Origin of the sequence: Leucobacter sp. UCD-THU (assembly GCF_000349545.1) — a bacterium.
In the GTDB taxonomy this organism is placed as follows: Bacteria; Actinomycetota; Actinomycetes; order Actinomycetales; family Microbacteriaceae; genus Leucobacter; species Leucobacter muris.
In genome coordinates this window covers 1-15,019 of record NZ_KB714605.1, presented here as the reverse complement: position 1 = coordinate 15,019, position 15,019 = coordinate 1, and the positions used below count along the sequence as shown (strand labels likewise).

The following is a 15,019-nucleotide window of genomic DNA, read 5'->3' as shown; positions in this document are numbered from 1 at the left end:
GCAGAGGCGTCGTCGGGCGGGGTATGGCCGCCGGAGACGCCCGTCGGCTGCGCCGTCAGCTCTCGAACCCGCGACGCGCGACGATCAGAGCGGTTCCCAGCCCGACCAGCAGCAGTGTCGCTGCGAGGGCCGACGGGTACTGAGCCGGAGGAACGCCGGTGGCCGCGAGGGCGCCGTACCCGGGCGACCGATCACGGGTCGCGCCGGCGTCGACCGGATCGCCGCCGCCGCTCGTGGACCGGATCGCGACGGCGAGGGTCGAGGCCCCGCCGTGCGATCCGTCGGGGAGGGTGAGCGTCGCGGTGATCGAGTCGACGCCTTCGGCCGAATCGGCCGGGATCGTGCCCGTGAGGACGACCGTGCCGTCGTGCGCCACGGTCGCGTCGGCGATCCCGGCCTGCAGCGACCGCAGTGCGACGTGCACCCGTGATCCGGCCGGCAGCTTCGCGGCGCTCACGGTGATGTTCGCCCCGGGCTCGAGTACGCTGCCGTCGGCCAGTATGGCCCGCTCCGACGTGAACGACGGCTCGAACGCATAGGGGGTCGCCGCCGCGGTCTCCGAGAAGGCGCCGGGGCCCGCGCGGTCGACGGCCGCGACTCGGTACTCGTAGACGCCGCCGTTGCGGAGGCCGGTCAGGGTCGTGCGGGTGCCGACGCCGATCGAGCGCTCCGCTTCCCACGGTCCCCCGTCGATACGCTGCTCGACGACGTAGCCGACGATGGCCTCGCCTCCGCTCGGAGGTGCGCTCCAGGTCAGCGTCGCCTCGCCGTCCCCGGGAAGGGCGCGAAGCCCCGTCGGGGCGGTCGGAGCGGCGGCGGCGATGTCGACGGTCACCGATGACACGACCGCGACGCCCATGACCGTCGCCGCGGCGGTGAGTCGGCGGGGGCCGACCCCTGCGGGAACGAGCGATCCCGCGTCGATCAGGTCTCCCGCAGCATCGCTCGTCCACGCAACGGGGCTCCCCAGATCCGACCCGCCGGGATCGAGCACACGTATCCCGGCCAGCGGCAGCGGGACGCCGACGCGGCCGATCGTCGGGATCGCCGACGTGTCGACGCTCGCCGGGGTCGCGGCGAAGATCGTCGTGTGCTCGCTGACCGGGGTGGTCGCATCGAACCACGCCCCGGTGCCGTCGCCCCGGGTATTCCACAGCGAGCCGGCAGGGGGAGGGGGAACGGCCCGGTGGCCGCTCGCGAAGTCGGCCGCGAAGAGGCGGTGCGAAGCGTCGCCGCCTCGGCCCTGACCGTCGAAGTCGACGCGGTAGGAGCGCCCCAGCACGTCGACGTCGACGTGTTCCGCCGCGAGGGCGATCGCTCCCCGGTTCTCGATCTGACCGGCGCCCTGGATCCTCGCCCCCTCTGCGGGGTCGCCCGCCCCGCCGAGGATGCGCCCGGTCGGCGAGACGGTCATCTCGGCGTTCGGGGCGTCGCTGTCGGCGATCTGCACGAAGCCGGACGGCAGGAAGAGGTCTCCGTCGATCCTCACCCTGCCGAATTCCGCCGACAGATCGTCCCTCGCGTCTGCGCCGATGGCGGTGCGGCCGGTTCCGATCGCGGTGACCGTGGCCCCGGGGCCGATGGTCACGTCGGCCCCCGGGCGCTCGGTCGAGTACCTCGTACTGCCGATCCCCGCGGCCTGATACCCGCCCGTGGCGACGAGCTCGCCCCCGGAGACGACGACAGGCCCTCCGGCTCCGCCGTCGTAGCCGCCTCCGATCGCGGCGCCGAAGTCGCCGCCCTGCGCGGTCACCCGGCCTCCGGCGATGGTGACCGGGCCCGGCGAGCTCCAGTTGCCGCCGCCGATCCCGGCTCCGCTGTACCCTCCAATCGCGGTGACCTCACCGCCGGAGACGGTGGTCGGCCCGGACGCGGAGGTCTGGTTGCTGCCGTTGCCGATGCCGGCGCTCTGATAGGCCCCTTCGGCGTGCACCTGTCCGCCCGTCACGACGAGCGTTCCACCGGCTTCGCGGTACGCCCCTCCGATGCCGGCTCCGGTCGGCCCCGTATAGGGGTCTCCGCTCGCCCTCGCCACCGCGACCACCCGACCCCCGTCGACCCTCAGGACGGCGCCCGTCGTCTGGATGCCCGGCCCGCCCGCCGCCCCGGCCCGGCTCTCCAGAGTGCCGCCCGTTCCGCTGTCGGTGATGGTCAGCTCCGTGCCCGGGGCGAGACGGATCCCGGCGGCCTCGAGCCGGTGGCCGGCGAGGTCGAGCGTCACGCTCGGCACCATCACCTCGAGCGGGTCGGGGCCGGTGCTCAGATCGTCGCCGAGCGCGATCAGCGCCGGGGAGCCGCAGGTCAGGAGGCATTCGCGCAGGTCGGCCGCGTCGTCTCCGGGAGCGGCGAGGGCGGGTGCAGCGGGTGCGACGAGCAGCAGCGCGATGGCGCCGACCGCGGAGCGGCGGAGCAGGGCGGAAAGCGACATGAACGGGGCTCCTCGGCGGTGCGGGTGAGATTAAGTGGGGAACAATGTCCAGATAGTAGTCTTCGCTGCCCGCTTTCGCAATCGCGGTCCATATACTCGGATCATGGTTGACGGAAGCGCGCGCCGCCGCGCCGAGCGCGTGGAAGTGAGGCGCAGCCGAGAGCGCATCCTCGCCGCCGTCGAGCGCCTCTGCGAGCGCGGCACCGCAGAGCTGACGATGAGCGCTGTGGCCCGCGAGGCAGGGGTCGGGAACGCCACGCTCTACCGCCGATTCCCGGACCTCCGCGCGCTGCTCACCGCGCTCCACGAGCAGCTCATGACCCAGTTCGACACGATCGCGCTCGAGATCGCGAAACAGCCGAGCGGGTGGGATGCGGTCATCACCGCGATCTCCGGGATCGCGCGCACGCTCATCGAGCACCCGGCCATGCCGCACGTCTACCGGCGCCTCGCGCAGCTCGACCCGGAGTTCAGCCTGGGCGCGCAGTGGGATGAGCCGCTCGCCGCCGTGGTGGCGGTCGCCCAGGGCGAGGGGTCGCTCCGCGCCGACGTCGACGGCAACGACATCGCCATCGCAGCCTTCCGTCTGGGAGAGTTCGCGCACCACCCCGAACCCGAGCGCAGCGCGCTCGTCGCCCGGCAGCTGGCCATCACCATCGACGGGCTGCGCGCCGCCGCCGCGGTGACGCCCGTTCCGGGCCGGAGCATCGGGCGCGAGGCGATCGACCAGCTCATCCGGCTGGAGGGCGAGTCCGCCACCCGCTAGGCCGGCACCCGCCTGCGCCTGCGCCTGCGCCTGCGCCTGCACCTGCGCCTGCACCTGCGCCTGCGCCTGCGCCTGCGCCTGCACCTGCACCTGCACCTGCACCTGCACCTGCACCTGCACCCGCCCGCACCCTTCCCGGCGAAAGGCGAGTTTCGCATGAGGGTGCCGGTGCGGAGATGCGAAACCCGCCTCTCGGCGAAGGGGACGCGAGTAGGCTGAGTGGTCATGAAGCGGGTCGTGGTCGTGGTGCTCGAGGGGGCGAAGCCCCTCGACGTCGGCATCCCCGCCCAGGTGTTCACGACACGGGCGAGCATGCCCTACTCGGTCGACGTCTGCGGGGTGCAGCCCGGCCTGATCGCGGGCGGCGACGGTCTCTCGTACCACGTCGAGCACGGGATCGAAGCGCTCGACACCGCCGATCTCATCTTCGTGCCCGGCTACCGGCACCCCGACCGCGAACCCCCGCCCGCCGCGCTCACCGAGGCGCTGCGGGCCGCCCACGCGCGGGGCGCGAGGCTCGCGGCCATCTCGACCGGGGCGTTCGCGCTCGCCGCCACCGGGCTGCTCGACGGCAAGCGTGCCACGACTCACTGGCACTACTCGCGGATCCTCGCCGAGCGTTTCCCCGAGGTGCGGGTCGACGAGCGCGTGCTCTTCGTGGACGAGGGCTCGGTGCTCACCTCGGCGGGCGCCGCGTCGGGAATCGATCTCTGCCTGCACATCCTGCGCAAGGAGGCCGGCATGGCGGTGGCGAACCACGCCGCGCGGCGGCTCGTGGCGGCCCCCTATCGCAGCGGGGGGCAGGCGCAGTACGTGCCGCAGAGCGTGCCCGAGACGCACGGGGAGCGATTCACCCAGACCCGCGAGTGGGCGCTGCGGCGCCTGCACGAGCCCCTCGATATCCCACGCCTCGCGGCCCACGCGCGCGTCTCGGAGCGTACCCTCTCGCGGCGCTTCCGCGACGAGACCGGGTACACGCCCATGCAGTGGATCATGCGCGCCCGTATCGATCGCGCGCGCGAGCTGCTCGAGGAGACCGACCTCGCCGTCGAAGAGATCTCGTCGACCGTGGGCCTCGGCACGGCGACCAATCTTCGCCGGCACTTCCGCGCCGTGCTCGGCACGACGCCGAGCGACTACCGCCGCACCTTCTTCCGCACCTCCTGATCGCGCGCGGAGCGCGCGAAAGCGAACACCCGACCAACTTGGCGAGATCCGTTCGAAGGCTGGCATTCAGGCCACTGGACGCGGTGCGAAAATCGCGGCACTCTGGTGAGAGGCAATCCGAGAGAAACGCTCGAGAGAAACGCTGCTGAAGGAGAAAGTGAAACCATGACCGCTCGTGTGGCTATCAACGGCTTCGGACGTATCGGACGAGGAGTGCTGCGCGCAATCCTCAAACAGCAGAGCGACATCGAAGTCGTCGCGGTCAACGACCTCACCGACGGTGAGATGCTGGCGCACCTGCTCGAGTGGGACAGCGTCTACGGCCGCCTGAAGCGCGACATCTCGTTCGAGGACGGCGAGCTGATCGTCGACGACCGCCGCATCAAGGTGTTCGCCGAGTCAGACCCCGCCAAGCTGCCCTGGGGTGATCTCGGCGTCGACGTCGTGCTCGAGTCGACCGGCCGCTTCACCAAGGCTGAAGACGCCCGCAAGCACATCGAGGCCGGGGCCAAGCGCGTGCTCGTGAGCGCCCCCGCCACCGGTGCGGATCTCACCGTCGTGGTCGGCGTGAACGACGACCTCTACGACCCCGAGAAGCACCAGATCATCTCGAACGCGTCGTGCACGACCAACGCCTTCGCGCCGCTCGCGCAGGTGCTCGACGACCTCGCCGGCATCACCCAGGGCTTCATGACCACGGTCCACGCCTACACGCAGGACCAGAACCTCATCGACGGCCCGCACAAGGACCGTCGCCGCGCCCGCGCCGCCGCCCTCAACATCGTGCCCACCTCGACCGGAGCGGCGAAGGCGATCGGCCTCGTGCTGCCCCAGCTCGACGGCAAGCTCTCGGGCACGTCGATGCGCGTGCCGGTGCCCGTCGGCTCGATCGTCGAGCTGAACGCCGCCGTCTCGCGCGAGGTGACGCGCGAAGAGGTGCTCGAGGCCTACCGCAGGGCCGCGGCCGACGGCCCGCTTCAGCACGTCTTCGAGTACTCCGACGAGCCCCTCGTCTCATCGGACATCGTGGGCAACGCCCACTCATCGATCTTCGACTCCGAGCTCACCGAGGTGCAGGGCAAGCACGTCAAGGTCACCAGCTGGTACGACAACGAGTGGGGCTTCTCGAACCGAGCGGCCGAGATGCTGGCCAAGCTGGCCGACTGACCCGCCCCCAAGAACCAACGAACCCCGGCGTGTGCCCGCGCCGGGGTTCGTTCTTCTCTGCGTCGCACGCGATCCACGAAGCGATACACCGGGAACCCGGGGACGTGAATCGGCAACCGGCCGGGGCGCGGAAGACGAGTCGTGCGACGCCCGGGGGCGCTACCGGCGCCGGATGCGCAGTACGAGCGCGGTGATCCCGCGCCACCCGAGCAGGAAGACGCCCAGGGTGATGGCCGCGACCAGCACGAACGCGGGAGCCGTGCCCTGCCCCGAGAGCAGCCGCAGCCCCATGCCGAGCACCAGCGTGCCGATCCATACCGGCACCCCCGAGCGCAGCAGGCTCGCCGGCCGCTTCCAGACGAGGCCCCACCCCCAGACCAGCAGCAGCCCGACGAGGAACGGCCACGCGGTCTCGAGCAGGCCGAGCAAGGTCGCCTCGCGGGCGTGGTTGCTGCGGCCGAGACCCGCGAACAGCAGCACGAGCGCCGCGTCGGCCGCGAGGGCGAGCGCCGCGAGGCCGACCGCGGGCCGGACGGTCGAATCGGGGGAGCGGTCGGTCATCGGGCGGCCCCGGGGGACGGGGATCCGGCGGCTCCGTGCTCGCGATCGATCGTCTCGATCACCGCATCGTGCAGGGCGCCGTTCGTGGCCAACGAACTGCCGTTCCACGCGCTCTCCGACCCCTCGATGTCGGTGAAGCGCCCGCCGGCCTCGCGCACGATCGGCACGTGCGCGGCGAGGTCGTACGCCTGGACGTCGAACTCGGCGACGATGTCGACGAGGCCCTCGGCGAGCAGCATGTACGACCACGAGTCGCCATAGGCGCGATCCCGCCATACGCGCTCCTGCAGGCCGAGCAGCGAGTCGAGATGACCCGCGCGGCGCCACTGATCGATGCTCTGGAAGCTGAGGGAGGCGTCGGAGAGATCGCGCACCCCGCTCACGCGGATGCGGCGCGGAGCCTCGCCCCGATCCTCGCGCCACGCGCCGCCCGAGACCTCGGCGAACCAGCGCGAGCCGAACGCGGGCATGCTCACCACGCCGGTGGTCACGACGCCGTCGACCTCGAGCGCGATGAGCGTCGCCCAGTTGGGCACGCCGCGCAGGAAGTTCGCGGTGCCGTCGATGGGGTCGATGATCCAGAGGCGGGAGCCCTTCTCCTCGCGGCCGGACTCCTCGCCGAAGAAGCCGTCGCCCGGGCGGTCGGCCTCGATGCGCTGGCGCAGCGCGCGCTCGACCGCCAGGTCGGCGTCGGTGACGTGAGTGCGATCCGGCTTCGTGTCGATGCGCAGATCGGCCGACCGGAACCGGGCCAGCGAGATCGAATCGGCGAGGTCGGCGAGTTCGAGCGCGAAGGCGAGATCGGCAGAGGGCGTGGGGAGCGGAGCGGACATCGAGCGCCTTCCGTGAACAAGCGGTGAACCGGGATCGGATACGAGAAAAGCCCCACCCTGAGGTGGAGCTTTTCTGTTCGAGTGCGCCCTCACGGGCTCGAACCGTGGACCCGCTGATTAAGAGTCAGCTGCTCTACCAACTGAGCTAAAGGCGCGTGCTGCTCGCTGAGCAACAGAGAAAATACTAACACGGACCTTTCTATGCGCTCAAATCGGGTGCCGGGAACCGCGGATCGCGGGCGTGTCGCCTGATGGACCCCGAGTTGCTCAGCGAGTGCGCGAGCGGGGCCTCCGCACGAGCAGCGCGGCCGCCACCGCGACCGCGACGACCGAGCCCGCCATCACTGCGAGCCGTGCGGTGTCTGCGTCTGCGGCGTCGACGAAGCTCAGGTCCGCCACCAGCAGCGCCACCGTGAAGCCCACACCCGCGAGCGCACCCACGCCGACGAGTTCGCGCCACCGCACCGATTCGTCGAGCTCGGCCCGGGTGAAGCGGGTGAGCAGCCACGTCGAGAGGGTGATGCCGATCGGCTTGCCCGCAACGAGACCGACCATGATGCCGAGCGCGATCGGGTCGAAGGGGAAGCGTGACTCGCCCCCGATCGCCACGCCCGCCGCGAAGAATGCGAAGACCGGCACCGCGATCCCGGTGGAGAGGGGGCGGAAGCGGCGCTCGAAGACCTCGGCGAGCTGCGTGCCGCCCGCGCCGGAGACCGGTACGAGGAAGGCGAGCAGCACCCCGACGATCGTGGCGTGGATGCCCGAGGCGTGGAAGAGAGCCCACGCGACGATCCCGATGGGTAGCAGGATCAGCCACGGCCCCCATCCCGATCGCGCGAACCACTGCGGGAAGCGTCGCACGATGAAGGCGTAGACCGTGATCGGCACGAGGCTCGCGAGCAGGGGGAGCAACTGCACCCCCGCGGTGTAGAAGACGGCGATGATGCTGATGGCGATGAGGTCGTCGACCACCGCCAGGGTGAGCAGGAACATGCGCAGAGCCGGCGGAATGCGGGGCGCGATCAGACCGAGCACGGCGACCGCGAAGGCGATGTCGGTGGCGGTCGGGATCGCCCAGCCGTGGGCCGCCGGGCTGCCGGCGGTGAACGCCACGTAGATGAGGGCCGGCACGGCGACCCCGCCGAACGCCGCCGCGACCGGCACGATCGCCGTCGAGAAGCGGCTGAGCTCGCCCGCCACGAACTCCCGTTTGAGCTCCAGCCCCACCATGAAGAAAAAGATGGCGAGCAGCCCGTCCGACGCCCACTGCCCGACGGAGAGATCGAGGTGCAGCGGCTCGGGGCCGATCCGGGTGTCCCGCAGCGCGAAGTAGCCGTCGGCGATCGGGCTGTTCGCAGCCGCGAATCCGACCACCGCGGCGACCATCACGATGACGCCGCCCACCACCTCTGCCCGCAGCAGCCTGCTGACGCGCGCCGCCTCGCGCTGATTGACCAGGCGCAGCAGGCGACGGGGCCGGGCCCGCTGGCTCGGGGCTTCGGGGGAGTGCAGCGGCTCGCTCATCTGGCGCCTTTCGGAGGGGACCTTTGCAGAAGTGTCGACCAGACTTCCCGACGCGCCGCGATCAGCGTACCGCAGGCGCGGGGCTACCGCTGCTTCTTGCGGCGCTTCCGCTCGCGCTTCTCAGCCTCGTGCTCGATGTCGTACTCCTCGTCCTGCTCCTGCATGGCGACCGTCGCGACGGCGAGCGCGAACCCCGCGAGCCAGACGCCCCAGACGAGCAGCCGGCGCCAGTCCTTGCGCATGGACTGGGTGCGACGAGCGGTGCTGAGCGCGCCCGCGGCCGCCCCGATCACACCGGGATTGGTGACGTACTTGCCGATCGACACGATTCCTCCCTTGGGTTGCGGGTGGAGATCCGCGAGCGGGATCCCGACCTGCCGTCAGCCTACTCCGTGGCCTCCGCGGCGCCGCGCGCCCTTTTCCTGACCGCCTGTTTCTGGTAGACGGGAGTCGCATGCGCCGGCCCGCCATGGGCAGCGACTCCCCGGATCTCCTCGCCCGTTTCAGAAAGGGGGATCAAGGGCGTGACCGGAAGAGGCGCCCGGGGCCGCGCGGTCGGACGCGGCGCCCCCGGGTGGGGTAATCTTGCAGTCAGGAGCCCGCACTGCGGGCGCACCACGCGGCCTCGGCGAGGCCGACCGAAGCGATAGCGAAGGAGAGGCCGGCATGGCGAAGCAGGAGACGCTGTTCGAGGAGAGCTCGCAGGGAGCGGTGAGCGCGGTGACCGCGATCGCCTTCATCCTCTCGATCGTGCTGGTGGTCGGCGGAATGGTGCTCATGAGCTTCGGCTTCAACGTCGAATTGGGCCAGGTGGTCGAGCTGTGGACCTTCGCGGGAGGTCTGGCGGCGACGTTCATCGGCTTCATGCTGCCCTTCACGCTGCTGCCCGCGATCGGCAAGTAGCGCGCCGGCCGCAGAACTGAGCGCGCCGCGCAGCAGGAATCGAGCGCCGGGAGATCCGAGAGATCTCCCGGCGCTCTCGCGTATGCGGCTTCGGTACCTCCCGCGGCGGCTAGACTGTCGCCATGGCAGAGATTGACATGAAGCCGCGAAGCCGCGACGTCACCGACGGGATCGAGAAGGCCGCCGCCCGAGGCATGCTCCGGGCGGTCGGCATGGGCGACGAAGACTGGGACAAGCCCCAGATCGCGATCGCGAGCTCCTGGAACGACGTCACCCCCTGCAACCTGAGCCTCGACCGCCTGGCTCAGGGCGCCAAAGAAGGCGTGCACGCGGGCGGCGGCTACCCGCTGCAGTTCGGCACGATCTCGGTCTCTGACGGCATCTCGATGGGGCACGAGGGCATGCACTTCTCGCTCGTCTCGCGCGAGGTCATCACCGACTCGGTCGAGACCGTGATCATGGCCGAGCGCATGGACGGCTCGGTGCTGCTCGCGGGCTGCGACAAGTCCCTGCCCGGCATGCTCATGGCCGCCGCCCGGCTCGATCTCGCGTCGGTGTTCCTGTACGCCGGATCCATCGCCCCGGGCTGGGTCAAGCTCAGCGACGGCACCGAGAAGCAGGTCACCATCATCGACGCCTTCGAGGCCGTCGGCGCCTGCAAGGCGGGCACCCTCAGCGAAGAAGACCTGAAGCGCGTCGAGTGCGCGATCGCCCCGGGCGAGGGCGCCTGCGGCGGCATGTACACCGCCAACACCATGGCCTGCGTCGCCGAGGCCCTCGGCATGAGCCTGCCGGGTTCGGCCGCGCCGCCCAGCGCCGACCGCCGGCGCGACTACTTCGCCCACCGCTCGGGCGAGGCGGTCGTCAACATGCTGCGCCAGGGCATCACCGCCCGCGACATCCTCACCCGCAAGGCCTTCGAGAACGCCATCACCGTGGCCATGGTGCTCGGCGGGTCGACCAACGCGGTGCTGCACCTGCTCGCCATCGCCCGCGAGGCCGAGGTCGAGCTGACCCTCGAAGACTTCACCCGCATCGGGGCGAAGACCCCGCACCTCGCCGACATGAAGCCCTTCGGCCAGTACGTCGCAGAAGACTTCGACCGCGTCGGCGGCATGCCCGTCATCATGAAGGCCCTGCTCGACGCGGGCCTGCTGCACGGCGACGCGCTCACCGTGACCGGCAAGACGGTCGCCGAGAATCTGGCCGACGTGACCACCGAGCTCGACGGCAAGGTGATCCGCAAGCTCGACGCCCCGCTGCACGAGAACGGCGGCCTCACGATCCTCACGGGCAGCCTCGCACCCGAGGGCGCCGTCGTGAAGACCGCGGGCTTCGACGCCGAGGTCTTCGAGGGCCCCGCCCGCGTCTTCGACCGCGAGCGCGCGGCCATGGACGCGCTCACCGAGGGGCGCATCGACAAGGGCGACGTCGTCGTGATCCGCTACGAGGGCCCCAAGGGCGGCCCCGGCATGCGCGAGATGCTCGCCATCACCGCGGCCATCAAGGGCGCGGGGCTCGGCAAGGATGTACTACTATTGACCGACGGACGATTCTCGGGCGGCACAACCGGCCTGTGCATCGGCCACATCGCACCGGAGGCGACGGACGGAGGTCCGGTAGCCCTGGTCCGCGACGGCGACCTGATTCGGGTCGATGTCGTCGCACAAACGCTCGATCTGCTGGTAGATCCCGCCGAGCTTGAGGCCCGCCGAGCAACCTGGGCCCCGCTTCCCCCGCGATACACGCGCGGTGTTCTGGCAAAGTACGCCAAGCTCGTCCGTTCGGCATCCGAGGGCGCCGTCACCGGCTGACCCGGTTCGCCGAACATGCCGTCGACGGGTTCGAACTCGGACGCCCACACAGGTGGGCGATCCCGCGTCCGGGCCCGTCGATGAGCATCACCCGCGAGCATCGGCTCCTCCTCCGCGCCAATCGCACCCACACCTCACACCAGGAAAGCAAGAGATGACCTCGGAATCGAGTGCAGTTCCCCCATCGAAACCCGCGGCGCCCCGCGGCGAGCGGATGACCGGCGCGAGGGCTGTCGTCCGCAGCCTCGAGGCCCTCGGCGTCACCGACGTCTTCGGCCTGCCCGGCGGCGCCGTGCTGCCCCTCTACGACACGCTCATGGACGCCGGCGACCTGCGTCACGTGCTCGTGCGCCACGAGCAGGGCGGCGGTCACGCCGCCGAGGGCTTCGCGGCCGCGACCGGCAAGGTCGGCGTCTGCATCGCCACCTCCGGGCCCGGCGCGACCAACCTCGTCACCGCGATCGCCGACGCCTACATGGACTCCGTGCCGCTGCTCGCGATCACCGGACAGGTGTTCTCGCACCTCATGGGCTCGGACGCGTTCCAGGAGGCCGACATCGTCGGCATCACCATGCCCATCACCAAGCACTCCTTCCTCGTGAAGCGAGCCGAGGACGTGCCCGGAGCGATCGCGGCGGCCTACCACCTCGCCTCGACCGGCCGGCCCGGCCCCGTGCTCGTCGACATCACGAAGGACGCCCAGGAGGGCGAGCTCGACTTCGAGTGGGATCCCCGCGTCGACCTCGCCGGCTACCGGCCCATCACCAAGGCCAACAGCAAGCAGATCCAGGCCGCCGCCGAGCTCATCGCGGCGTCGCAGCGACCCGTCTTCTACGTGGGCGGCGGCGTCGGCCGCGCAGGGGCCTCCGAGGAGCTGCTGCAGCTCGCCGAGCTGGTGGGCGCCCCCGTCGTGACCACGCTCATGGCGCGCGGCGTCTTCCCCGACTCGCACCCGCAGCACCTCGGCATGCCCGGCATGCACGGCACCGTCCCCGCAGTGCTCGCGCTGCAGGAGGCCGACCTGCTCATCACCCTCGGCGCGCGCTTCGACGACCGCGTGACCGGCAAGGCCGCGCTCTTCGCGCCCGAGGCGAAGGTGATCCACGCCGACATCGATCCCGCCGAGATCGGCAAGATCCGCGCCGCCGACGTGCCCATCGTGGGCGACGCCGCCGACGTCATCTCCGATCTCATCGCAGCGGTCTCGACCGCCAAGCTCAGCCGCGAGTTCGCCGACATCTCGACCTGGTGGGATCGCCTGCGCCTGCTGCAGGAGCGGTTCCCGCTCGGCTACCAGGAGACCAGCGACGGGCTGCTCTCGCCGCAGCTGGTGATCCAGCGCATCGGCGAGCTCACCGGCCCCGAGGGCATCTACGCCGCGGGCGTGGGCCAGCACCAGATGTGGGCCGCGCAGTTCATCAAGTACGAGCGCCCGAACGCCTGGCTCAATTCGGGCGGCGCCGGCACCATGGGCTACGCGGTCCCCGCGGCCATGGGTGCCAAGGTCGCCGAGCCGGATCGTGTCGTGTGGGCGATCGACGGCGACGGCTGCTTCCAGATGACCAACCAGGAGCTCGCCACCTGCGTGGTGAACGACATCCCCATCAAGGTCGCCATCATCAACAACTCGTCGCTGGGCATGGTGCGGCAGTGGCAGACCCTCATCTACGAGGGCCGCTACTCGAACACCGAGCTCAACACCGGGCACGGCTCGCCGCGCATCCCCGACTTCGTGAAGCTCGGCGACGCATACGGCTGCCTCGCGATCCGCGTGGAGCGCGAAGACCAGATCGACGACGCCATCAAGCTCGCGCTCGAGACCAACGATCGCCCCGTCGTCATCGACTTCGTGGTGAGCGCCGACGCGATGGTGTGGCCGATGGTGCGCCAGGGCACCTCCAACAGCGACATCCAGTACGCCCTCGAACACAGCCCCGAGTGGGAGGAAGAGTAACCATGAGCCGCCACGTACTCAGCCTCCTCGTGGAGGACAAGCCGGGCCTGCTGACCCGGGTCGCCGGGCTCTTCGCCCGCCGCGGCTTCAACATCGAATCGCTCGCGGTGGGCCCCACCGAGATGCGCGGCCTCTCGCGCATCACGGTCGTGGTCGATGAAGACGAGACCCTGCTCGAGCAGGTCACGAAGCAGCTCAACAAGCTGGTCAACGTCATCAAGATCGTCGAGCTCGACGAATCCACCTCGGTGCAGCGCGAGCACGTGCTCATCAAGGTGCGAGCCGACAACCAGAGCCGCTCCCACGTGCTCGAGGCCGTCAACCTGTTCCGCGCCCGCGTCGTCGACGTCGTGCCCGACGCGCTCACCATCGAGGTGACCGGCGACACCGGCAAGATCGATGCCTTCCTGAAGGTGCTCGAGCCCTACGGGATCAAGGAGATCGCGCAGTCCGGCCTCATCGCGATGGGGCGCGGATCGAAGTCGATCACGGAGCGCGTCTTCAAGAACTAGCGGGCTCGCGCGCGACCCCGTCGAAAGAACTGACACACCCACACAACAAAGGAGAGTCCCAAGTGGCTGAGATGTATTACGATGCCGACGCCGATCTGTCGATCATCCAGGGCAAGAAGGTGGCCGTCGTCGGCTACGGCTCCCAGGGCCATGCCCACGCGATGAACCTGCGCGATTCGGGCGTCGAGGTCATCATCGCCCTCAAGGAGGGCTCGAAGTCGATGCAGAAGGCCGAAGAGGCGGGCTTCGAGGTCAAGACCGTCGCCGACGCGGCCGAGTGGGCCGACCTCATCATGATCCTCGCCCCCGATCAGCACCAGCGTGCGATCTACAACGAGCAGATCAAGGACAAGCTGACCGAGGGCAAGACGCTCGCCTTCGCGCACGGCTTCAACATCCGATTCGGCTACATCGAGGCGCCCGAGGGCGTCGACGTGATCCTCGTCGCCCCCAAGGCTCCCGGCCACACCGTGCGCCGCGAGTTCGAGGCCGGCCGCGGCATCCCCGACATCATCGCCGTCGAGGTCGACGCCTCGGGCACCGCGTGGGAGACCGCGAAGTCGTACGCCAAGGCCATCGGCGGCACCCGCGCCGGCGTCATCAAGACCACCTTCACCGAGGAGACCGAGTCGGACCTCTTCGGCGAGCAGGCGGTGCTCTGCGGCGGTACCTCGCAGCTCGTGCAGTACGGCTTCGAGGTGCTCACCGAGGCCGGCTACCAGCCCGAGATCGCCTACTTCGAGGTGCTGCACGAGCTCAAGCTCATCGTCGACCTCATGTGGGAGGGCGGCATCGCCAAGCAGCGCTGGTCGGTCAGCGACACCGCCGAGTACGGCGACTACGTCTCGGGCCCCCGCGTGATCGACCCCTCGGTCAAGGAGAACATGCAGGCCGTGCTCGCCGACATCCAGTCGGGCGCGTTCGCGAAGCGCTTCATCGAGGACCAGGACAACGGCGGCGCCGAGTTCAAGGAGCTGCGCGCCAAGGCCGAGTCGCACCCCATCGAGAAGACCGGCGCCGAGCTGCGCAAGCTCTTCGCATGGCAGCAGACCGACGACGACTACACCGACGGTTCGGCCGCGCGCTGACCGTCGAGGCTCCCCGAACCCGCTGAGGGGAGCAGAGGGGTGCCGGGGATGCACATCCCCGGCACCCCTCTGTCGTACCCGGTAGGGGAGACGGCAAGCGGGCCGCCGGGGTGCGCGCCGGTCGAGCCGGCGAGAGGGCGCGCCGGCTAGCTGTAGTTCCTTGGGACGTTGTGAACGCGTAGCAGACTAAAGAAGACCTCCGGCAGGATGTGGGTTACCACACACACGTCCTCAACCGGAGGTCTTCATGCCCCACGCTAACGCACCCCTCACCCCTATCGGCAGACAACGTCTCGCAGTAT

The 15,019-nt window shown here is 70.3% G+C and carries 13 protein-coding genes and 1 tRNA gene; 8 read left to right on the top strand and 6 right to left on the bottom strand.

Annotation, left to right across the window (positions count from 1 at the left end; translation table 11 throughout):
- Positions 1–55: 55 nt before the first annotated feature.
- Positions 56–2,428 (bottom strand): fibronectin type III domain-containing protein, encoded by a 2,373-nt coding sequence (locus H490_RS29555; RefSeq protein ID WP_017885134.1) that lies wholly within the window; start codon positions 2,426–2,428, stop codon positions 56–58.
- 103 nt (positions 2,429–2,531) lie between these two features.
- Between H490_RS29555 and H490_RS29550 the strand changes: the two genes are divergently transcribed.
- The 3 genes from H490_RS29550 (at position 2,532) to gap (ending at position 5,528) form a co-directional block, all read left to right on the top strand.
- The gene (locus H490_RS29550) at positions 2,532–3,194 is read left to right on the top strand and encodes a TetR/AcrR family transcriptional regulator (protein WP_081611698.1); all 663 of its coding nucleotides are present in this window, start codon (positions 2,532–2,534) and stop codon (positions 3,192–3,194) included.
- A gap of 225 nt (positions 3,195–3,419) precedes the next feature.
- Positions 3,420–4,361, top strand: a complete 942-nt coding sequence (locus H490_RS29545) for a GlxA family transcriptional regulator (protein ID WP_017885132.1) — start codon at positions 3,420–3,422, stop codon at positions 4,359–4,361.
- 165 nt (positions 4,362–4,526) lie between these two features.
- A complete protein-coding gene (gap, locus tag H490_RS29540) occupies positions 4,527–5,528 on the top strand; it encodes a type I glyceraldehyde-3-phosphate dehydrogenase (RefSeq protein ID WP_031290289.1) in 1,002 nt (333 codons plus the stop codon).
- Positions 5,529–5,687: 159 nt separating this feature from the next.
- Here gap and H490_RS29535 read toward each other — a convergent pair whose 3' ends face one another.
- The 5 genes from H490_RS29535 to H490_RS29515 all read right to left on the bottom strand — a co-directional run bounded on the left by H490_RS29535 (position 5,688) and on the right by H490_RS29515 (position 8,772).
- A complete protein-coding gene (locus H490_RS29535) occupies positions 5,688–6,089 on the bottom strand; it encodes a DUF3054 domain-containing protein (RefSeq protein WP_017885130.1) in 402 nt (133 codons plus the stop codon).
- Positions 6,086–6,922, bottom strand: a complete 837-nt coding sequence (locus tag H490_RS29530) for an inositol monophosphatase family protein (protein WP_017885129.1) — start codon at positions 6,920–6,922, stop codon at positions 6,086–6,088. Before H490_RS29530 ends, H490_RS29535 begins: the two co-directional genes overlap by 4 nt.
- An 82-nt stretch (positions 6,923–7,004) precedes the next feature.
- Positions 7,005–7,077, bottom strand: a tRNA-Lys gene (locus tag H490_RS29525).
- Between the two features lie 112 nt (positions 7,078–7,189).
- Complete coding sequence (gene nhaA / locus H490_RS29520; RefSeq protein WP_017885128.1) at positions 7,190–8,446, bottom strand: Na+/H+ antiporter NhaA; 1,257 nt, start codon at positions 8,444–8,446, stop codon at positions 7,190–7,192.
- 83 nt (positions 8,447–8,529) lie between these two features.
- Complete coding sequence (locus H490_RS29515) at positions 8,530–8,772, bottom strand: hypothetical protein (RefSeq protein ID WP_017885127.1); 243 nt, start codon at positions 8,770–8,772, stop codon at positions 8,530–8,532.
- Positions 8,773–9,112: 340 nt separating this feature from the next.
- On the opposite strand from H490_RS29515, the gene H490_RS29510 reads away from it, so the two are divergent.
- The 5 genes from H490_RS29510 (at position 9,113) to ilvC (ending at position 14,717) form a co-directional block, all read left to right on the top strand.
- Positions 9,113–9,349, top strand: a complete 237-nt coding sequence (locus H490_RS29510) for a hypothetical protein (RefSeq protein ID WP_017885126.1) — start codon at positions 9,113–9,115, stop codon at positions 9,347–9,349.
- Positions 9,350–9,471: 122 nt separating this feature from the next.
- Positions 9,472–11,163 (top strand): dihydroxy-acid dehydratase, encoded by a 1,692-nt coding sequence (gene ilvD / locus H490_RS29505; RefSeq protein WP_031290287.1) that lies wholly within the window; start codon positions 9,472–9,474, stop codon positions 11,161–11,163.
- Between the two features lie 154 nt (positions 11,164–11,317).
- Positions 11,318–13,117, top strand: a complete 1,800-nt coding sequence (locus H490_RS29500; protein WP_041205862.1) for an acetolactate synthase large subunit — start codon at positions 11,318–11,320, stop codon at positions 13,115–13,117.
- Positions 13,118–13,119: 2 nt separating this feature from the next.
- The gene (ilvN, locus tag H490_RS29495) at positions 13,120–13,629 is read left to right on the top strand and encodes an acetolactate synthase small subunit (protein WP_017885123.1); all 510 of its coding nucleotides are present in this window, start codon (positions 13,120–13,122) and stop codon (positions 13,627–13,629) included.
- A 62-nt stretch (positions 13,630–13,691) separates the two neighbouring features.
- On the top strand, positions 13,692–14,717 hold the full coding sequence (ilvC, locus tag H490_RS29490) for a ketol-acid reductoisomerase (protein WP_031290285.1): 1,026 nt from the start codon (positions 13,692–13,694) through the stop codon (positions 14,715–14,717).
- Positions 14,718–15,019: the final 302 nt, after the last annotated feature.